Source organism: Lentzea sp. CA-135723, from assembly GCF_050936595.1.
GTDB lineage: Bacteria > Actinomycetota > Actinomycetes > Mycobacteriales > Pseudonocardiaceae > Lentzea.
The window spans coordinates 3425268-3444547 of sequence record NZ_JBNJMK010000001.1 but is presented as its reverse complement, the minus strand read 5'-3'; the positions used below and the strand labels follow the sequence as shown (position 1 = coordinate 3444547).

Genomic DNA, 19280 nt, shown 5'->3' with positions numbered 1-19280 from the left:
AAACCGTGACGACCGTTACTTCAGATTCCGGCGGAGCCGGGTGAAGAGCCGGGCGTTGCTCATGGCCACGATGCCAACGATGTCGTCCGGGTTCTCACCGTCTCGATAGGTCGCGACGAACTTCCTGTCTTCAATGGACCCATCTTCGACGCGAACGTCGTTCGTCGCCCGTCCGATGAACTGGATGCGCACGCCGTACTGGTCGGACCAGACGTAACCGCCCGAGGTGTGCGTCGCGACGGTCTCGCCCGCCAGCAAGTTGCGCGTTGCAACCTGCGCCTGCTCGGTCGCGGAAGTCCAGTGCTCGGCGCGATGTCCCGCGCAGTTCGCGACGTCGCCGACCGCGACGATGTTCTTCACGTTCGTCACGCCGCCCGCGTCGCACAGCACACCGTTGTCGATGTTGACGGGACCGCCGGCCAACCAGTCCGTTGCCGGACGAGTACCGATGCCCGCGACGACCACGTCGGCATTGACGACACGTCCATCCGCGAGGTTGATTCCGCCGTCAACGTTGACTGAATCAACATTGATTCCGGTAATCAACGTTGATCCATGGTCGCCGTGCAGATGTCCACATGCAGTGCCCATCTCCGCACCCAGTACACGTGTGAGAGGCGTGGGCAATGCTTCGACGACGGTGACGTCCTTGCCGAGTGCGCGTGCACTGGACGCGATCTCCGCGCCGATGAACCCGGCACCGATGACACCGACGTGCTGCGCGGTGCCGAACGCCTCGCGGAGCTTGACGGCGTCGTCCAGCGTCCGCAGGACGTGCGTGCCGGGGATCGTGCGCGGCAGGCCGCCGGTCGCGATGACGAGGCCGTCGGCCGCGAGCGTGGTGCCGTCGCTGAGCGCGACCTCCTGCGTCGAAAGCAGACCGGTCGCCTTGACGCCGAGGCGCCACTCGGCGTTGACGGCGTCGAGGTCCTCCTGGTCCGCGAGCGGCACGGCCTCGACCTTGCCGAGGAGGAAGTCCTTCGACAGCGGCGGCCGGTCGTAGGGGAGGTGGACCTCGTCGCCGACGACGACGATCCGCCCGTCGAACCCCTGCTGCCGCAGCGCCTGGGCCGACCTGAGGCCGGCGAGGGAGGCACCGATGATCGCGATCGTCTTCACGCCACGTCCTTGTTCACTTCGACATCGACATAGACGACTCCATCCTCCACAAGAACCGGATAGGTCTTCACGGGTCTCTTGGCGGGCAGGCACGTCGGCACGCCGGTGCGCAGGTCGAAGCTCGCGGCGTGCAGCGGGCACTCGACGAAGCACCCCTCCAGCCACCCCTCGCTGAGCGAGGCGTCCTGATGGGTGCACGTGTCGTCGATGGCGTAGAGGGCGCCGTCGGCGTTGAAGAGGGCTATCGGCGCGTGAGGGCCGACGATGCGAACCGCCTCCCCTGGGGGCAGGTCCACGAGAGCGCAGGCGCGGATCATCGTCGGCCTCCGTTGCGTAACACGGCACACGTTCCGAATGACGCAACACAATGTGAGCCTCGCGCGACCCGCCGTCAAGAGTCCAGCCGGTTGTTTTGCCTGTCGATTACTGTTGCGCGATGAGCAACTCCGACTCGGCAGCTCAGGTGCAGTCCGTGGACAGGGCCATCAGCGTGCTCGAACTGCTCGCCCAAGGCGAGGCGGGCATCACCGAAATCGCAGGTGAGCTGGGCGTGCACAAGTCCACGGTGTCCAGACTCGTCTCCGTGCTGGAGGCGCGCGGCCTGGTGGAGCAGCTCGGTGAACGAGGCAAGTACGCCATCGGATTCGGCGTGGTCAGGCTCGCCGGCGCCGCAACCGGGCGGATGGACCTGACCAAACTGGGCCAGCCCGTCTGCCAGACCCTCGCCGACTCGTTCGGCGAGACCGTCAACATCGCCGTGCACGACGCCGGCGTCGCCATCAACATCACCCAGGCCCGCGGCTCCGCGGCCGTCTCGGCGGTGAACTGGATCGGCCAGCGCACCCCGTTGCACGCCACGTCGTCCGGCAAGGTCCTGCTCGCCTACCTGCCCACCGCCGAACGCACGCGCCTCGCGTCGCTGCCGCTCGACGCCTACACCGAGAACACGGTCGTGGAAGCCGCACGGCTGCTGACCGAGCTGGAGGACGTCGCGGCCAAGGGCTACGCGGCCTGCTTCGAGGAGCTCGAACTCGGCCTGCACGCCGTGGCCGTCCCGGTGCGCGGGCACCGCGGCGAGGTGGTGGCGGCGATGAGCGCGTCCGGTCCGTCGTACCGGCTGTCGCGGGAACGGGTCGAGGAGATCGTGCCCGCGATGTCGACGGCCGCCCAGGAGCTCTCGGCCCAGCTGGGCTACTTCGCGGGCTGATCCCGGAACGGAGAGGTCGTCCGGGGCGAGGCGCTCGACCTCCGGCTGCGCGCCTCCCTCCGCCGATGATTCGTCACGGCTCGCGGCCGAACCTCCCCGTTCATCCGGTTTCACGGTCCGTCGCGTGCTGATCGCGCGAACGGCGGTATTGACAGCTAGGGCCCCTGACCGCAGTTTGTTGCTGATAGCGGAACGAGTTCTGGTGACCGCAACTGTGGCGAAGGGGTGTCCTGATGCCTGGTGAAGTGCCGCGCGTGGTGCTCGTGGGGGCGGGGATCGTCGGATGCGCGCTGGCCGACGAGCTCACCGAAAGAGGCTTCACCGACGTCACGGTGCTCGACCAGGCGGCAGGCCTCGCGGTCGGCGGGTCCAGCGGGCACGCGCCCGGCCTGGTGTTCCAGACCAACTCCTGCCGCAGCATGACGGCGTTCGCCCGCTACACCGTCGAGAAGTACACCGCGCTGGGGTGCTTCGACCAGATCGGCGGCCTGGAGATCGCGACCTCGCCGGAACGCCTCGCGGACCTCAGCCGCCGGCACGGCTGGGCCACGTCGTGGGGCGTGCCGAGCCGGCTGATCGACGCGGACGAGGTCGCGCGGCTGCACCCGCTCCTCGACCGCGAGCAGGTGCTCGGCGGGTTCCTGATCCCGGGCGACGGCCTCGCGGCGCCGGTCAGGGCCGCCGAGATCCAGGCGGGCAGGGCGATCCAGCGCGGGGCCCGGTTCGTGTTCGGGCAGAAGGTCGTCGCGGTCGAGACGGCGGGCGACCGGGTCACCGGTGTGCGGACCGAGACCGACGTGTTCGGCGCCGACATCGTCGTCTCGTGCGCGGGCATGTGGGGGCCGGTGCTGGGCGAGATGGCCGGGCTGACCGTGCCGCTCGTGCCGATGGCGCACCAGTACGTGTTCACCGGGTCGCTCAACGCGGACGCCGAGGCGTTGGCGCGGCAGCCGATCCTGCGGCACCAGGAAGCCGACCTGTACTTCCGCGCGCACGGCAGGTCGATCGGCATCGGCGCGTACGGGCACAAGCCGATGCCCATCGCCGCACGTGACATCACCGCGTCCGAGCTGCCGTTCACCAAGGAGGACTTCGAGGCGTCCTGGGAGGCGGCGGTCGACCTGATCCCGGCACTCGCCGAGGCAGGCGTCGACCACGGCTTCAACGGGCTGTTCTCGTTCACCAGCGACGGGATGCCGTTGCTGGGCGAACACCCCGGCCTGCGGGGCTTCTGGGTCGCCGAGGCCGTGTGGATCACGCACTCCGCCGGCGTCGCGCGGTCGATGGCCGAGTGGATCGTGGACGGCCAGCCGGAGCTGGACCTGCACTCGAGCGACCTCAACAGGTTCGAGCAGGTGCAGCTGGCGCCGGACTACGTGCTGGAACGCAGCTGCCAGAACTTCGTCGAGGTCTACGACGTGCTGCACCCGTTGCAACCCATGGAAAGCCCGCGTCCGATCCGCACCAGCCCGTTCTACGAACGCCAGCAGGCCCTCGGCGCGTTCTTCCTGGAGGCGTCCGGCTGGGAGCGCCCGCACTGGTACGAGGCCAACGCGGACCTGCCCGAGGTCGCCGAGGTGCCGACGCGAGGTGACTGGGCGAGCCGCTACTGGTCACCGATCTGCGGCGCAGAGGCGCTGGTGACGCGCAAGCGGGTCGCCCTGTTCGACATGACCCCGTTGAAACGGCTGGAGGTCAGCGGGCCGGGAGCGTTGGAGTTCCTGCACCGCATGACCACCAACAACCTCAAGCGCAAGCCCGGCGCCGTCGTCTACACGCTGCTGCTGGACGAACAGGGCGGCGTGCGCAGCGACCTCACCATCGCCCGGCTCGGCCCGGCCACGTTCCAGGTCGGCGCCAACGGCAACCTCGACCTCGACTGGCTCGCCCGGCACGCGCCCGACGACGTGTTCATCCGGGACATCACCGCCGGAACGTGCTGCATCGGCCTGTGGGGCCCGCTCGCCCGCGACCTGGTCAACGACCTCCCGCACACCCTCGACGTGAGCAAGGGCTACTTCACCGCGCAGCAGGCGTTCATCAAGAACGTCCCGGTGACCGCGCTGCGACTGTCCTACGTGGGCGAACTCGGCTGGGAGCTCTACACCACCGCCGACCTCGGCCCGAAGCTGTGGGACACGCTCTGGGAGGCCGGGCAGCGGCACGGCGTCATCGCGGCCGGGCGCGGCGCCTTCAACAGCCTGCGCCTGGAGAAGGGCTACCGGTCGTGGGGCACGGACGTCACGACCGAGCACGACCCGTTCGAGGCGGGCCTGGGTTTCGCGGTGCGCCAGGACAAGGAGTTCCTCGGCAAGGGCTCGCTGCACAACCTGACGTCCACCAAGAAGCTCACCTGCCTCACCATCGACGACCCGCACAGCGTCGTGCTGGGCAGCGAACCCGTGTTCCACCAAGGAGAACCGGTCGGCTACGTCACCAGCGCCGCCTACGGCTACACGACCGGCCTCAACATCGCCTACGCCTGGCTGCCCAGCGAGATCGAGGACGAGGTCGAGATCGAGTACTTCGGGCAGCGCGTCACCGCCCGCCCGGCGGCCGAGCCGTTGTTCGATCCCGAGATGAAGAGGCTGCGCGGATGAGCTACGACGTCATCGTGATCGGGCTCGGCGGCATGGGCAGCGCCGCCGCCTACCGGCTCGCCCAGCGCGGCAAACGCGTGCTGGGCCTGGAGAAGTTCACGCCCGCCCACGCCCAGGGCTCCAGCCACGGCGGCTCGCGGATCACCCGCCAGGCCTACATCGAGGACCCCGCCTACGTGCCGCTGATGCTGCGCGCCCACGAGATGTGGGACCAGATCGAGCACGACAGCGGCGAGCAGATCTTCCACCGCGTCGGCGGCCTCATCGTCGGGCCCCAGGACAGCGGCGCCATCACGGGTAGCCGGGCGAGCGTCGAGCAGTTCGGTCTGAAACACGAGCTGCTCGACGCGTCCCAAATCCGCACGCGCTTCCCGGCGCTCCGCCCGCTCGACGACGAGATCGGCCTGTACGAACCGGGCGCGGGCTTCGTGGTGCCCGAGACGTCCGTGACGGCCCATCTCCGGCTCGCCGAACAGGCAGGCGCCGAACTCCACTTCGAGGAGCCGGTGACGCACTGGGAGCCGGGCAAGGTCACCACCCCGCTCGGCACCTACGAGGCCGACCACGTCGTCGTCTGCCCAGGGCCGTGGGCGCCGGACCTGCTGGCACACCTGGAAGTCCCGTTCGAGGTCGAACGACAGGTGCAGTACTACTTCACCCCGGCCGAGAGCCTTGCGGGCTACCCCATCTACATCTGGGACCGCGCCGACGGCACCATGTTCTACGGCTTCCCCGAGCACGACGGCGCGGTCAAGGTCGCGTTCCACACCGGCGGCCAGATCTGCACGCCCGAGACGATCGACCGCACCGTGCACGCCCACGAGATCGAGGCGATCACCACCGCCGTCACCCAGCCCATGCCCGCCGTCGCCGGCACCTTCCAGCGGGCCGCCACCTGCATGTACACCAACACCGCCGACCGGAACTTCGTGATCGCGCGCGACGAGGGCGTGACGGTGGCGTGCGGCTTCTCGGGGCACGGGTTCAAGTTCGTGCCCGTCGTCGGCGAGATCCTCGCCGACCTCACGATCGACGGGGCCACGCGGCACCCGATCGCCCTGTTCGACCCTGCTCGCTTGAGAGGCGGAGCATGACCGGCAGCCTGATCTCCACCCTTGAGGGCCGCTACTACACCGACCCCGCGATCTTCGTGCGGGAGCAGGCCTTCATCTTCGAGAAGATGTGGTTCTGCGCGGTCCGGTCGGCGGACCTGCCGAACGCCGGCGACTTCCGCACGGTGCAGGTCGGGCGGGAGAGCGTGCTCATCGCGCGGGACCGCAAGGGCGCCCTCAACGCGTTCCTGAACGTCTGCCGGCACCGTGGCGCGCGCATCTGCGTCGAGGACGCCGGCACGGTCAAACGGGCGTTCCAGTGCCCTTACCACGCCTGGACGTACGCGTTGGACGGAAACCTGATCGCCGCACCCAATCTCACCTCTATGCCGGACGTCGATCGCGTTGAGTACGGACTCGCGAAGGTGCACCTCCGCGAGTGGCTCGGGTACGTGTGGGTGAACCTCGCCGACGAACCTCCGAGCTTCGAGGACGACGTCCTCAGTGCCGTCACCGAACGTTTGGGCACGCTCGAAGGGATCGACGGCTACGAGATCGACCGGCTGTCCGTGGGTCGCAGGATCACCTACGACGTCAAGGCCAACTGGAAGCTGATCATCGAGAACTTCATGGAGTGCTACCACTGCGCGACGATCCACCCCGAGCTCACCGAGGTGCTGCCGGAGTTCGCGGACGGCTACGCGGCCCAGTACTACGTCGGGCACGGCGCCGAGTTCGGCGAGGAGATCCAGGGTTTCACCGTGGACGGCGGTGAGGGGTTCGAGAAACTGTCCGCCCTGGAAGAGGAACGCGACAGGAAGTACTACGCCATCACGATCAAACCGCAGGTGTTCATCAACCTCGTGCCGGACCACGTGATCCTGCACCGGATGTACCCGATGGCCGCGGACAGGACGATCGTCGAGTGCGATTGGCTCTACGCCAAGGAAGTCGTGGACACCGGCCGTGACGTCTCTCGCTCGGTCGAGCTGTTCCACCGGGTGAACGAACAGGACTTCGAAGCCTGCGAGCGATGCCAGCCCGCCATGGCTTCGCGCGCCTACGCGCAGGGCGGAGTGCTGGTGCCGTCGGAGCACCACATCGGCGGTTTCCACGCCTGGCTCATCCAGAAACTCGAATCAGCCGACTAGGGGATCGACGGGTCACCTGTGCACGCGAAAGCTGGCACGGGTGATGGAGCAGAACGACTTCTTGCTCCCGGAAGGGGAGCACGATCTCCTCCGCCGCATCAGGCTGCTGGCCGAGCGGGCGGAACGGACGGCGCACAACAGGTCCAACTTCGTGGGGCCACCGCCGTCGCAGGAGCACCTCGACATCCTGGCCGAGATCAGAGCCCTCTCCGAGGAGATGACCACCGCGACGGCAGCGGAGACGAGACGGGCCGGGGCGTTGCCCCGGCCCGCGAGACCGGCGGACGACCTCGTCGTCCCCGGGAAGTTGTAGCCGTCAGCGGCGCTGTCCGCGCACCATCTTCACGAGACCCTTCATCGACTCCTCGAGACCGGAGCCGAACGGGTTGTCGTGCACCAGGTACGTCCACGTCGAGCTTGGGCGCTTCACCCCGGCGTCGGCGAGGTCGTAGCCGTCGTCGGTGATCTTGGCCGCCTCGTACTTCTCGGTGGTGAGCTCCCACGACTCCGGCACGATCTTGTTGAACGCCGGGATGGCCTCGCGGTGGAACTCGTCCAGCGGGTTCTGCCGCGCCAGCGCGCGCAGGTGGATGCCCTCGCGCAGGTCCGACAGGAACGTCAGGTGGTGCGTCCACAGGTCGTCGAGGAAGAACAGCGTGATCTTGCGGGCGGCGTCGGACGCCACCTCGTCGGACACGCCCTCCTTCTCGCCGACCTTCTCGAACGCCGCGTCGGTCTTCAGCACGACGTCGCGGTGCTTGAGCAGGATGTCGCGCTGGTGCTCGATGAGCTTGTTGTAGCGCCAGGTGTTGCGGTGGATCTCCAGGTTCACGCCCTCGGCCACGCGCTGCGCGTGCTCGAAGGTGTGCAGCAGGCCCTTGTCGTGCACGCGGCCGTCGTTGTCCACTTCGGACGGGTCCTCGGCGTCCGGCGCGTACTGCGTGATCAGCTCGTCCTGCATGGACGAGAAGAACACCGAGCCGCCGGGGTCGCCCTGGCGTCCGGCACGGCCGCGCAGCTGGTCGTCCAGGCGGGACGACGAGTGCCGGCCAGAGCCGATCACGTACAGGCCGCCGAGCTCGGCGATCCGGTCGTGGTCCTCGCCCTCGTGGCCGCCGAGGCGGATGTCCGTGCCGCGACCGGCCATCTGCGTGGAGACCGTGATGCGCTGGTACGAGCCGGCGTCCGCGATGATCGACGCCTCCTCGGCGTCGTTCTTCGCGTTCAGCACCACGCACTCGATGTCCGCGGCGCGCAGCTTCGAGGAGATGCGCTCGGACTCGGCGACGTCGAGCGTGCCGACGAGGATCGGGCGGCCCGTCTCGTGGATCGTCTTGATCTCCTCGACGATCGCGTCTTCCTTCTGCTCCAGCGTCGCGTAGAGGCGGAAGTGCTCGTCCTCGCGGATGTTCTCCTTGTTCGGCGGGATCACGAGCACCTCGAGCTCGTAGAACTCCCGCAGCGTCTCGGCGACGGCCACGGCCGTACCGGTCATGCCGCAGCGCGTCGGGTAGCGCGAGAGCAGCGCCTGCACCGTCATCGAGTCGAGGATCTCGCCGGACTCGGTGGTCTGGACGTTCTCCTTGGCCTCGACCGCGGCCTGCAGGCCGTCCGGCCAGCGCTGGAGCTTCGCGACGCGGCCGCGCGTGTCGTTGATCAGGTGCACCTTGCCGTCGCGCACGATGTAGTCGACGTCGCGGTGCAGCAGCACCTGCGCGTGCAGCGCCACGTTGACCTTCGACAGCGTGGACGTCACGTGCTCCTGCGAGTACAGGTCGATCTCGCCGAGCGCGCGTTCCACGGCCTCGGAGCCCGCACCGGTGAGGAAGACGTTGCGCTCCTCGTCGTCGATCTCGTAGTGCAGGTTCTGCCGCAGCCGCTTGACCAGGTCGGCGATGACGGGGTCGGCCGCCTCCGCGCTGGTGGAGCCGGCGAGCACGAGCGGCACGCGCGCCTCGTCGACGAGCACCGAGTCGGCCTCGTCGATGAGCGCCACCTGCGGCTCGGGGACGATCAGGTCGTCCTCGCGGGTGACGATCCGGTCGCGCAGGATGTCGAAGCCGATCTCGCTGACCGGCGCGTACGTGACCTCGCACTGGTAGGCCTCGCGGCGCTCCTCGGCCTTCGAGCTGCCGTTGATCCAGCCGACGCGAACGCCCAGGAGCGCGTACAGCGGCCCCATCCACTCGGCGTCGCGCTGGGCGAGGTAGTCGTTGACGCTGACCACGTGGACGCGCTTGCCCTTGATCGCGAACCCGGCCGCGGCCATGGCGCCCGCGAGCGTCTTGCCCTCACCGGTCGCCATCTCGACCACGAGCCCGCTCAGCATGCCCAGCGCGCCGAGCACCTGGACGTCGAACGGACGTTGCCCGATGGCGCGCTCGGCCGCCTCACGCGTGAGGGCGACGAGCTCGGTGTCCGTGCTCTCCTCGCGCAGCTTTGTGGCGTGGGCCGTGAGCTCCTCGTCGCTGAACGCCTTGAAGGCGTCCGCGTGTTTCTCCACGTCCGAGAGCAAGGCCTGGAACGGGGCGAGGTCGACAGAGCCCGGTTTCTGCGCGAACCTGCGCATCCGCTGCTTCAAGCGCGCCATGAGAGTGGTCACGACGCGCCAACGTACGGCATCGCGTCCAGGTTCCGCAGAGGTCTTGACTGTGAAGGCCCGATTTGTCGCTTAGGTCGGGCCTTCACACACCAACACAGCCTCTGATCAGGCCCGTTCCGGCTGGTGGGTCTCCGGCAGCTTGATCACCGACACGAGCGTGCACAGGCCCATGACCAGCAGGAACGCCGACACGGACATCGACGTGCCGGTCGCGCCCAGCAGTGCCGTCATCACGAACGGCGTGCCGCCGCTGACCAGGATCGACGCCAGCTGGTACGCGAGAGAGGCGCCCGAGTACCGCACGTGCGGCTCGAACAGTTCACCCAGGTAGGCGGCGATCGGCCCGTACACGAGAGAGGAGGCGATGCCACCGACCGTGGACGCGATGAACAGCATCACGAGCGAGCCCGTGTCCACGAGCAGGAAGTACGGGAACGCCCACACGATCAGTCCGACGGTGCCCGCGATGATCAGCGGCCGCCGTCCCATCCGGTCGCTCAGGTGTCCGGCGTAGAGGATCACCGGGATGCTCACCAGCGACGACAGCAGGCTCACGACCAGCACCGACTCGCGGCTCAGCCCGAGCGTCGTGGTCGCGTACGACAGCACGCCCGCGATCGACACGTAGAAGATGGCGTTGGACGCGAACATCAGTCCCGCGCCGAGCAGGATCGGCTTGCGGTGCGTCCGGAGCGCCTCCTTCAGCGGTGCGTGGGTGACCGCCGGTGCGTTCGCGCGGCGTTCGGCCATCTCCTTGAACACCGGGCTGTCCTCGACCTTGAGCTGGATGAACAGCACCACGGGGAAGAGAAGGGCTGAGGCCAGGAACGGCACCCGCCAGCCCCACGACGCGAAGGCCTCCGGCGAGAGAGAGGTCGTCGCACCGATGAACGCGACGTTGCCCAGCAACACGCCGATCGGCACACCGGCCTGCCCGAACGTGCCCGCGAAGCCGCGTTTGCGCGGCCCCGCCGACTCCGTGAGCAGCAGGACGACGCCGCCCCACTGCCCGCCGACCGCGATGCCCTGCAGGAACCGCAGCAGCACGAGCAGCAACGGCGCCCCGACCCCGAGCGTCGCCGTCGTCGGCAGCAGGCCGATGAGGAACGTCGCGCCGGCCATCAACGCCAGGCAGATCACCAACGCCGGCTTGCGGCCGACCTTGTCGCCGACGTGCCCGAACACCAGGCCGCCGACGGGACGCGCGATGAAGCCCGCCCAGAACGTGCTGAAACTGAGCAGCAACGCCACGATCGGCGTCGCCTCCGGGAAGAACAACTTGGGGAACACCAGGGCCGCGGCTGTCGCGTAGATGAAGAAGTCGTACCACTCAAGAGATGAACCAACGAGTCCAGCTGCCATGAGCCTGCGCAGGGTCTTCTTTTCCGCAGGGGCGACACTGACCACGGAAACTCCTCACCACGTGTCGATGAACGGGCGTTTCTTCCCTTCTCGGCGGGAAGTCGAGGGGGCCAGCGCCGTGGCGATCCAGCGGCGCGTGTCGGCCGGGTCGATCACGTCGTCGATCTCGAAGACCGAGGCGACGTTGAGGGCTTTGCCGTGCTCGTAGGCCATCGCGACCATCTGCTCGTAACGCTGCTTGCGCTCCTCGGGGTCCGCGATCGCGTCGAGCTCCTTCTTGAAGCCGAGCTTGATGGCGCCTTCGAGGCCCATCGGGCCGAACTCGCCGGTGGGCCAGGAGATGGCGAACCGCGGCACCTTCAGGGATCCGCCGGCCATCGCCTGCGCGCCGAGTCCGTAGGCCTTGCGGAGGACGACGAGTCCGAAGGGGACGGTCAGGTTGGCGCCCGCCACGACCATGCGGGTGAGGTGGCGGACGGTGGCGGTGCGTTCGGCGTCGGGGCCGACCATGAAGCCCGGGGTGTCGGTGAGGCTGACGACGGGGAGGTCGAAGGCGTCGGCGAGCTGGAGGAAGCGGGCGCACTTGTCGGCGGCGTCGGCGTCGATGGCGCCGCCGTTGACGCGCGGGTCGTTGGCGATCAGCGCGATGGGGCGGCCTTCGACTCTGACGAGGGCGGTGACGATGGCCTTGCCGAAGCCGGCGCGCAGTTCGAGGACGCTGTCGGTGTCGGCGAGGGTGTCGATGACGGTGCGGATGTCGTAGGCGCGGAGGCGGTTCTCGGGGATGGCGTGGCGGAGGAGGCGCTGGTCGGCGCAGCGCCAGGAATTGTCGGTGTCGCCTGGGATAATTGAATCAAGGGGTCCCCCTTCGCGGGGGACGCCTGTGTCAGCTTGGAAGTACGAGAGGTACTTCTTCGCCACCGCGACGGCTTCCTCCTCCGAGGCCACCGCGATGTCCACCACGCCGTTGGGCACCTGCACGTCCAGCGGGCCGATGTCCTCCGGCCGGAACACCCCCAGCCCGCCGCCCTCGATCATCGCCGGGCCACCCATGCCGATGTTCGCGCCCTCCACCGCGATGATCACGTCGCACGTGCCCAGCAGCACCGCGTTGCCCGCGAAGCACCGTCCCGCCACCACGCCCACCAGCGGCACCTGCCCGCTCAGCTGGGCGAACGCGTGGAACGAGCCGCAGTCCAGGCCGCTCACCATGCTGTGGTCGGTGTCGCCGGGCCGGCCGCCACCACCCTCGGCGAACAGCACCACTGGCAGGTTCTCCTGCTGCGCCAACGCGAACAGGCGGTCCTTCTTCTGGTGGTTGCGCAGGCCCTGGGTGCCGGCGAGGACCGCGTAGTCGTAGGACATCGCCACGATCCGTGAGCCGTTCACGACGCCGATGCCAGCGACGAGGCCATCTGCGGGTGTGCGTTCGATCAGGTCTTCCACGGAACGACGCTGGCGCTGCGCGGCGATCGCGAGGCCGCCGTACTCGACGAACGAAGAGCAGAGGTCGGCGATGTTCTCGCGCGCGGTCCGCCCGCCCCGCGCGTGCCGTCGCGCCTCGGCCTCCGGGCGTGAGAAGTCATGCCGCGCCAGCACCTCGGCCAGGTCCGGCCGGACGTGTGCGGGATCCGCGAGTGCAACGTCCTCTGTGGACTCGCCGGCGCCGGACGCGAGCACCTGGCCCTCGGCCACCGTGTCGCCCACCGACACCAGCACGTCGCCGGACACCCGCACGACGTGCTGCATCTTCATCGCTTCCAGCACGACGGAGTCCTCGGACACCGCCACCACCGTCCCGGCCAGCGGAGCGCGCTGACCCGAATCCGGCGAGGTGGCGGCGAAGTCCGTGGTGGCGCCGACGATGTCCTGGGCCAGCAACGACTTCAGGAACTCCAGGTTCGTGGACACGCCGGACACCGAGAACTCGCCCAGCGCCCGCCGCGCCCGGTTCAGCGCGACGTCCAGGTCCTCGCCGTGCACCACGAGCTTCGCCAGCAGGCCGTCATAGGCGGTCCCGACCCGGTAGCCGACGTACCCGTGCGTGTCGACGCGCACCCCCGGCCCGGCAGGCAGCCCGAAAGCCGAGAGCACCCCGCCCGAAGTCTGGTTCAGTCGCACCTGCACGGCGGCGCCGCGGTCCAGAGGCGTGTAGTCGACGTCGCCTCCCCACGCCAGCAGCAACTGCGTCCGGACGAGGTCCACTCCGGACACCATCTCGGTCACCGTGTGCTCGACCTGGAGCCGCGGGTTGACCTCCAGGAACGCGTAGGAGTCCCCGGACACCAGGAACTCCACGGTCCCGACCCCGGTGAACCCGGCGGCGGAAGCCAGCGACACGGCGGCGGAGTGCAACGCCTTGCGCAGCACCGGGTCGAGCAGGGGAGCGGGCGCGATCTCCACGACCTTCTGATGCCGGACCTGCAAAGAGCAGTCGCGGTCGCCGATCACGGACGTCCCGACGAGCTGCACCTCGATGTGCCGGGCAGACGGCATCAGCCGTTCCAGGTAGACGTCCGGAACCCCGAACGCCGCCAACGCCTCCGCGCGGCACGCCTCGACGGCCGCGTCCAGATCGGCGGCCGAGTGCACGGCCCGCATGCCCTTGCCGCCACCCCCGGCGACGGCCTTCACCATGACCGGGAACTCACCGGGCGCGGCGTCCAGCACCGGAATCCCCAGTGACGCAGCCAGTTCCCGCGCTCGCCGCTTGTCACCGAGCAACTCCAGAACGTCAGCGGACGGCCCGACGAAGGTGAGCCCGGCCGCCGAACACGCCCGGGCGAACGACGCGTTCTCGGACAGAAAACCCCACCCCGGATGCACCGCCACGCACCCCTCGGCGGCGGCCACCAGCTGATCCACGTCCAGGTACGGCGCGGGCCCGTGCAGGGCCACGGCCCGGTCCGCCAGCGACACGTGGAGCGAGGAGGCGTCGTCCTCCGCGTACACCGCCACGGTGCGAATCCCCAGGTCAGCCGCAGCGCGCAGCACGCGGACGGCCACCTCACCCCGGTTGGCGACGAGCAGCACGGGCGACCTCCTGAGCGACCGCTTAGTATGTGACGGCCGTCGCATGTTGCCATCTGAAGTCAACGGAAGTCCATACGGAACCGATCGGGGTGGTGAGGCGTCAACGGAACACTTCGCCGCAAACGGGCGATCCAGTTGGCAGACTCCCCGCAAACCGAAGGGCTCCAGGAGGCCGCAGTGGTGTTCAAGAGGATGATGCGCGCGTTCGGTGTGGGCGGGCCGACTGTCGACACGGTGCTGACGAACCCGAACGTCAGGCCCGGCGAGGTGCTGTCCGGCGAGGTGCGCATCGCGGGCGGCGACCACCCCGCCGAGATCGACCACGTCACGCTCGCGCTGCTCACCCGCGTCGAGGTCGAGAGCGGCGACAACGAGTACAACACCAACATGGAGTTCCACAAGTTCTCCGTGGGCCAGCGGATCATCGCCCAGCCGCACCAGAACCTGTCGCTGCCGTTCCAGGTGCCCGTGCCGCACGAGTGCCCGCTCAACGTCGTCGGCGGCATGCAGCTCTCCGGCATGCAACTCGGTCTGCGCACCGAGCTCGAGGTCCGCGGCGCCATCGACCCCGGCGACCTCGACCCCATCTGGGTGCACCCGCTGCCGTCGCAGGACGCCGTGCTCCAGGCGTTCGGGCACATGGGTTTCCGCTTCACCAAGGCGGACAACGAGAAGGGCCGCATCTACGGCGTGCCGCAGCAGCTGCCGTTCTACCAGGAGATCGAGTTCTACCCGCCGCCGCAGTTCTCCGGCCGCCTCAAGCAGGTCGAGCTGACGTTCGTCACGACCCCGCACGAGCTGCACGTCATCCTGGAGGCCGACAAGCGCGCCGGCCTGCTCCGCTCGGGCGGCGACGCCTACGGCCGGTTCGCCGTCTCGCACCAGCAGGCGGTCGGCACCGACTGGACCGCCACGATCAACCAGTGGATGGCGCAGGTCTCCGGCAGCCGCTGGTAACCCGAACGGACTACGGCACTACGCCTCGCGCTGCATGATGCGTCCTCTGAAGGGATGATCTCGGCCAAGATCCGAAATCATCGCGGAGGAGGGCTGTCATGGGCATCGGCAGCATCATCGGTGCGCTCGTCATCGGTCTGATCCTGGGCGTGCTCGGCCGGTTGTTCGCGCCGGGCAAGCAGAACATCCCGATCTGGCTGACGATCATCGTCGGCATCGTGGCCGCGTTCATCGGCACGTGGATCGCGCGCCTGCTCGGCGTGGAGGACACGCCCGGCATCGACTGGATCGAGCTCATCGTCCAGATCGTGGTCGCCGCGGTCGGCGTGTCCCTGGTCGCCGGGATGTACGGCAAGAAGTCCGTCAGCTAGGGCGCACCATCCGCAGGACGAGATCGGCGTACAACGCGCCGATCTCGTCCGGGGTGCGCTTGCCGTCCGGGTGGTACCACCGCGCGACGTCGATGCACAGCGAGAGCACCGCCAGCGTCGCGCCCTTCACGTCGGGCACGTCGAACACGCCCGCCTCCACACCGTCCTCGATGAAGGACCGCATCCGCGCCTCGATCTGCCGGCGCAGCTCCGCCACCTCCGCGTGGTGTTCGGCCGAGAGCGCGCCCAGCTCGTACTGCACCACCCGCGCCGTCGTGTGGAACTCCGCGTGCCAGCCCGCGAACGCCGCCACCGCGTTCTTCAGCCGCTCCACCGGCTCCTCGCCCGTGATGGACGACAGCAGCGCGAGCGACGTCTCGTGGCCGACGAGCGAGATGTTGAACAGCAGCTCCTCTTTGGACCGGTAGTGGATGTACACGGCCGCCGGTGACATTCCCGCCAGAGAGGCGATGTCCCGGGTCGTCGTGGCGTGATATCCCTTGCCTGCGAACGCGTGGGCGGCCGCGATGAGCATCCGGCGGGCGGCGTCGGGGGTGACCGTGCGCCACGTCTCGTCGAGCAGCGCGAACCCGTCCAGTCCGGTCGTGGTCATCGGGTGGCTCCTCGCGTGTTGACAGGTGATGGATCGTACTGCACGCTAAGCGTGCGCTTAGCGCTAAGCAACCGCTTAGTATGGAGGTTAGTCGTGCAGCGGACGCTGTTCAACGAGGATCACGCCGCGTTCCGGGAGTCGGCGAAGGCGTTCGTCGAGCGCACGATCACGCCGAACGTCGAGAAGTTCATCGAAGAGCGCGTGATCGACCGGGATGTGTGGCTGGAGGCCGGTCGCCAGGGCCTGCTGGGCCTCGAGATCCCCGAGGAGTACGGCGGCAGCGGCGCGAACGACTACCGCTTCAACACCGTCTTCGCCGAGGAGCTCTGCCGGGTCAACGCCGCGGTGGCGTCGAGCCTCGGCATCCACGGCGACGTCGTGGCGCCGTACCTCGTCGACCTGTGCACCGAGGAGCAGAAGCAGCGCTGGCTGCCCGGCATGTGCACCGGCGAGATCAAGACCGGCATCGCGATGACCGAGCCGTCCGGCGGCTCCGACCTCGCGGCGCTCAAGACCAACGCCGTGCGGGACGGTGACGACTGGATCCTCAACGGCTCCAAGACGTTCATCACCAACGGCTACACCGCCGACATGATCGTCGTCGCGGCCCGCACCGACCCGTCCAAGGGCGCGCGCGGCATCACGCTGTTCGCCGTCGAGACCGGCATGCCCGGCTTCGAACGCGGCCGCAAGCTCGACAAGGTCGGCCAGCACCCGTCCGACACCGCGGAGCTGTTCTTCTCCGACGTGCGCCTCTCCCGGGAGCACATGATCGGCGAGGAGGGCCAGGGCTTCATCTACATGATGGAACGCCTGCCGCAGGAGCGGATCGGCGCCGCCATCTCGAACCTCGCGCACGCGCAGGGCGTCTTCGAAGAGACCCTCGAGTACGTCAAGGAGCGCAAGGCGTTCGGGCAGGCCATCGGCAAGTTCCAGCACAACAAGTTCCTGCTGTCCGAGCTGCGCACCAAGCTCGACGTCACGCAGGCCTTCGTCGACACGCTGACGATGCAGCACGTCCGCGGTGAGCTCAGCCCCGTCGAGGCGGCGCAGGCGAAGTACTGGAGCGCCGAGGTCGAGAACGACGTCATCGACGCCTGCGTGCAGCTGCACGGCGGCTACGGCTACATGACCGAGTACCGCGTCGCCCGCGCGTGGATGGACGCCCGCGTCACGAAGATCTGGGCCGGCTCGAACGAGATCATGAAGGAACTCATCGGCCGCGACCTGGGCCTGTAAGGAGAACGGCATGGCTGAAGCGGTCATCGTTTCCACGGCCCGGTCGCCGATCGGCCGTGCCCGCAAGGGAACTCTGGCGACACTGCGGCCGGACGACCTGGCCGCGCAGGTGGTCTCGGCCGCGCTGGGCGACATCCCCGCGTCCGAGATCACCGACCTGCACCTCGGGTGCGCCGAGCCGCAGGACGAGCACGGGCAGAACATCGCCCGCCGCGTCGCCGTGCAGCTCGGGTACGACGGCCTGCCCGGTACGACGGTCAACCGGTTCTGCTCGTCGTCCGTGCAGACCGCGCGGATGGCCTTCCACGCCATCAAGGCGGGCGAGGGCAACGCCTTCATCTCCGCCGGCGTCGAGTGCGTCTCGCGGTACCTGCACTCCGGCACGCCGTCGTTCAACCCGCTGTTCGACGAGGCGCAGCAACGGACGTTGGACACGGCGGCGTCGAACGCGCCGTGGACCGACCCGCGCCTGGACGGCAAGCTCCCCGACTACTACATCGCGATGGGCCAGACGGCCGAGAACGTCGCGACGCGGCTGGGGATCTCGCGGCACGACCAGGACGAGTTCGGCGTGCGGTCGCAGAACCTCGCCGAGAAGGCGATCGCGGACGGGTTCTTCGCCCGCGAGATCACGCCGGTCACCTTGCCCGACGGCACGGTCGTCTCCACCGACGACGGCCCGCGCTCCGGCGTCACCTACGAGGCCGTGTCGCAGCTGAAGCCGGTCTTCCGGCCGGAGGGCACGGTCACCGCGGGCAACTGCTGCCCGCTGAACGACGGCGCGGCCGCGGTCGTGATCATGAGCGACGTGCGGGCGCGCGAGCTCGGGCTGACCCCGTTGGCGCGCATCGTCTCCACGGGTGTCTCCGGGCTCTCGCCGGAGATCATGGGCCTCGGCCCGGTCGAGGCCACGAAGCAGGCACTCGGGTACGCCGGTCTGTCCATCGAGGACATCGACCTGGTCGAGATCAACGAGGCGTTCGCGGTGCAGGTGCTCGGATCGCAACGCGCGCTGGGCATCGACATCGACAAGCTCAACGTGCACGGCGGCGCGATCGCGCTCGGCCACCCGTTCGGCTCGACCGGCGCGCGGATCATGACGACGCTGATCAACGGCATGCGGGCCCGCGACGCCCAGTTCGGTCTCGAGACCATGTGCGTCGGCGGCGGTCAGGGCATGGCGATCATCCTGGAAAGGCTTTCGTGACAATGGGAATCCTGGACAAGTTCCGCCTGGACGGAAAGGTCGCGATCGTCACCGGCGCGTCCTCCGGCCTCGGCGTCGCGTTCGCCAAGGGACTCGCGGAGGCGGGCGCGGACGTCGTGCTGGCCGCCCGCCGCGCGGACAAGCTGAAGGACACGGCCGCGCTCGTCGAGGCCACCGGCCGGCGCGCGCTGGTCGTGCAGGCCGACGTGTCGCAGCCTGACGACTGCCGCGAGGTCGCCCGCCAGGCGGCCGAGTTCGGCACGGTCGGCGTGCTCGTGAACAACGCCGGCGTCGGCACGGCGGTCCCCGCCTCGCGGGAGACGCCCGAGCAGTTCCTCGCCGTCATGGACGTGAACCTCAACGGCGCCTACTGGATGGCGCAGGCGGCGGCCGCGGTGATGACGTCCGGTGGCTCGATCATCAACATCTCCAGTGTGCTGGGACTCGTGACCGGTGGCATCCCGCAGGCCGCGTACTCGGCGTCCAAGGCGGGCCTGCTCGGCCTGACGCGGGACCTCGCGCAGCAGTGGACGGGCCGCAAGGGCATCCGCGTCAACGCGATCTGCCCCGGCTTCTTCGAGTCCGAGATGACCGACCAGTATCCGCCGGGTTACCTGGAGAAGATGCAGGCGGCGCTGCCATCCGGGCGAATCGGTGACCCGGAGGAACTAGCCGCGGCCGTTTTGTTCCTGGCCTCCCCTGCGGGCGGTTACGTTACCGGCGAGACGCTCGTCGTCGACGGTGGTGCCGTGATCGTCTGACTCCAG

General features: G+C 68.8%; 16 protein-coding genes. 10 read left to right on the top strand and 6 right to left on the bottom strand.

All coding sequences use genetic code 11. The features are described from left to right. Nucleotides 1-15 precede the first annotated feature (15 nt). Entirely contained in the window at nt 16-1119 is a 1104-nt protein-coding gene (locus tag ACQEU1_RS14870) for an NAD(P)/FAD-dependent oxidoreductase (protein ID WP_433200974.1), read from the bottom strand. After that, the gene (locus ACQEU1_RS14865) at nt 1116-1436 is read right to left on the bottom strand and encodes a bifunctional 3-phenylpropionate/cinnamic acid dioxygenase ferredoxin subunit (protein WP_433200971.1); all 321 of its coding nucleotides are present in this window, start codon (nt 1434-1436) and stop codon (nt 1116-1118) included. Before ACQEU1_RS14865 ends, ACQEU1_RS14870 begins: the two co-directional genes overlap by 4 nt. Before the next feature lie 119 nt (nt 1437-1555). On the opposite strand from ACQEU1_RS14865, the gene ACQEU1_RS14860 reads away from it, so the two are divergent. The 5 genes from ACQEU1_RS14860 to ACQEU1_RS14840 all read left to right on the top strand — a co-directional run bounded on the left by ACQEU1_RS14860 (nt 1556) and on the right by ACQEU1_RS14840 (nt 7442). Beyond that, a complete protein-coding gene (locus ACQEU1_RS14860) occupies nt 1556-2326 on the top strand; it encodes an IclR family transcriptional regulator (protein WP_433200968.1) in 771 nt (256 codons plus the stop codon). Between the two features lie 233 nt (nt 2327-2559). After that, nucleotides 2560-4926, top strand: coding sequence for a GcvT family protein (locus ACQEU1_RS14855; RefSeq protein WP_433200965.1), 2367 nt, complete (start codon nt 2560-2562; stop codon nt 4924-4926). Then, the gene (solA, locus tag ACQEU1_RS14850) at nt 4923-6020 is read left to right on the top strand and encodes an N-methyl-L-tryptophan oxidase (RefSeq protein ID WP_433200962.1); all 1098 of its coding nucleotides are present in this window, start codon (nt 4923-4925) and stop codon (nt 6018-6020) included. Before ACQEU1_RS14855 ends, solA begins: the two co-directional genes overlap by 4 nt. Beyond that, on the top strand, nt 6017-7129 hold the full coding sequence (locus ACQEU1_RS14845) for an aromatic ring-hydroxylating oxygenase subunit alpha (protein WP_433200959.1): 1113 nt from the start codon (nt 6017-6019) through the stop codon (nt 7127-7129). The genes solA and ACQEU1_RS14845 overlap by 4 nt, the downstream gene beginning before the upstream one ends. A 43-nt stretch (nt 7130-7172) precedes the next feature. Next, nucleotides 7173-7442 carry a hypothetical protein gene (locus tag ACQEU1_RS14840; RefSeq protein WP_433211506.1) on the top strand — a complete coding sequence of 90 codons (270 nt, stop codon included), beginning with the start codon at nt 7173-7175 and terminating at the stop codon, nt 7440-7442. A 3-nt stretch (nt 7443-7445) separates the two neighbouring features. Here ACQEU1_RS14840 and secA2 read toward each other — a convergent pair whose 3' ends face one another. The 3 genes from secA2 to ACQEU1_RS14825 all read right to left on the bottom strand — a co-directional run bounded on the left by secA2 (nt 7446) and on the right by ACQEU1_RS14825 (nt 14126). Further along, nucleotides 7446-9731 (bottom strand): accessory Sec system translocase SecA2, encoded by a 2286-nt coding sequence (gene secA2, locus ACQEU1_RS14835; protein WP_433200956.1) that lies wholly within the window; start codon nt 9729-9731, stop codon nt 7446-7448. 105 nt (nt 9732-9836) lie between these two features. Beyond that, nucleotides 9837-11138, bottom strand: coding sequence for an MFS transporter (locus tag ACQEU1_RS14830; protein ID WP_433200953.1), 1302 nt, complete (start codon nt 11136-11138; stop codon nt 9837-9839). Nucleotides 11139-11147: 9 nt separating this feature from the next. Continuing rightward, a complete protein-coding gene (locus ACQEU1_RS14825; protein WP_433200950.1) occupies nt 11148-14126 on the bottom strand; it encodes a carboxyl transferase domain-containing protein in 2979 nt (992 codons plus the stop codon). Between the two features lie 177 nt (nt 14127-14303). On the opposite strand from ACQEU1_RS14825, the gene ACQEU1_RS14820 reads away from it, so the two are divergent. Then, on the top strand, nt 14304-15083 hold the full coding sequence (locus tag ACQEU1_RS14820) for a sporulation protein (RefSeq protein ID WP_433200947.1): 780 nt from the start codon (nt 14304-14306) through the stop codon (nt 15081-15083). Nucleotides 15084-15181: 98 nt separating this feature from the next. Then, nucleotides 15182-15454, top strand: a complete 273-nt coding sequence (locus ACQEU1_RS14815) for a GlsB/YeaQ/YmgE family stress response membrane protein (protein WP_433200944.1) — start codon at nt 15182-15184, stop codon at nt 15452-15454. On the opposite strand, the gene ACQEU1_RS14810 is transcribed toward ACQEU1_RS14815, so the two are convergent. Beyond that, nucleotides 15447-16067 (bottom strand): TetR/AcrR family transcriptional regulator, encoded by a 621-nt coding sequence (locus tag ACQEU1_RS14810; RefSeq protein WP_433200941.1) that lies wholly within the window; start codon nt 16065-16067, stop codon nt 15447-15449. The genes ACQEU1_RS14815 and ACQEU1_RS14810 overlap by 8 nt on opposite strands. 93 nt (nt 16068-16160) lie before the next feature. On the opposite strand from ACQEU1_RS14810, the gene ACQEU1_RS14805 reads away from it, so the two are divergent. Genes ACQEU1_RS14805 through ACQEU1_RS14795 form a run of 3 tightly spaced genes read left to right on the top strand, consistent with a single transcriptional unit; the run spans nt 16161 to nt 19274 of the window. Continuing rightward, complete coding sequence (locus ACQEU1_RS14805; protein ID WP_433200938.1) at nt 16161-17306, top strand: acyl-CoA dehydrogenase family protein; 1146 nt, start codon at nt 16161-16163, stop codon at nt 17304-17306. Nucleotides 17307-17316: 10 nt separating this feature from the next. Then, on the top strand, nt 17317-18513 hold the full coding sequence (locus ACQEU1_RS14800) for an acetyl-CoA C-acetyltransferase (RefSeq protein WP_433200935.1): 1197 nt from the start codon (nt 17317-17319) through the stop codon (nt 18511-18513). 2 nt (nt 18514-18515) lie between these two features. After that, nucleotides 18516-19274 carry an SDR family NAD(P)-dependent oxidoreductase gene (locus tag ACQEU1_RS14795; RefSeq protein WP_433211503.1) on the top strand — a complete coding sequence of 253 codons (759 nt, stop codon included), beginning with the start codon at nt 18516-18518 and terminating at the stop codon, nt 19272-19274. Nucleotides 19275-19280: the final 6 nt, after the last annotated feature.

What these genes read in the sequence shown, in the direction of transcription:
- ACQEU1_RS14865 (WP_433200971.1), bottom strand. Translation starts at nt 1,436, where the DNA reads ATGATCCGCGCCTGCGCTCTCGTGGACCTGCCCCCAGGGGAGGCGGTT.
- ACQEU1_RS14840 (WP_433211506.1), top strand. Translation starts at nt 7,173, where the DNA reads ATGGAGCAGAACGACTTCTTGCTCCCGGAAGGGGAGCACGATCTCCTC.
- ACQEU1_RS14815 (WP_433200944.1), top strand. Translation starts at nt 15,182, where the DNA reads ATGGGCATCGGCAGCATCATCGGTGCGCTCGTCATCGGTCTGATCCTG.
- ACQEU1_RS14795 (WP_433211503.1), top strand. Translation starts at nt 18,516, where the DNA reads ATGGGAATCCTGGACAAGTTCCGCCTGGACGGAAAGGTCGCGATCGTC.
- ACQEU1_RS14860 (WP_433200968.1), top strand. Translation starts at nt 1,556, where the DNA reads ATGAGCAACTCCGACTCGGCAGCTCAGGTGCAGTCCGTGGACAGGGCC.
- ACQEU1_RS14845 (WP_433200959.1), top strand. Translation starts at nt 6,017, where the DNA reads ATGACCGGCAGCCTGATCTCCACCCTTGAGGGCCGCTACTACACCGAC.
- ACQEU1_RS14810 (WP_433200941.1), bottom strand. Translation starts at nt 16,067, where the DNA reads ATGACCACGACCGGACTGGACGGGTTCGCGCTGCTCGACGAGACGTGG.
- ACQEU1_RS14855 (WP_433200965.1), top strand. Translation starts at nt 2,560, where the DNA reads ATGCCTGGTGAAGTGCCGCGCGTGGTGCTCGTGGGGGCGGGGATCGTC.
- solA (WP_433200962.1), top strand. Translation starts at nt 4,923, where the DNA reads ATGAGCTACGACGTCATCGTGATCGGGCTCGGCGGCATGGGCAGCGCC.
- ACQEU1_RS14800 (WP_433200935.1), top strand. Translation starts at nt 17,317, where the DNA reads ATGGCTGAAGCGGTCATCGTTTCCACGGCCCGGTCGCCGATCGGCCGT.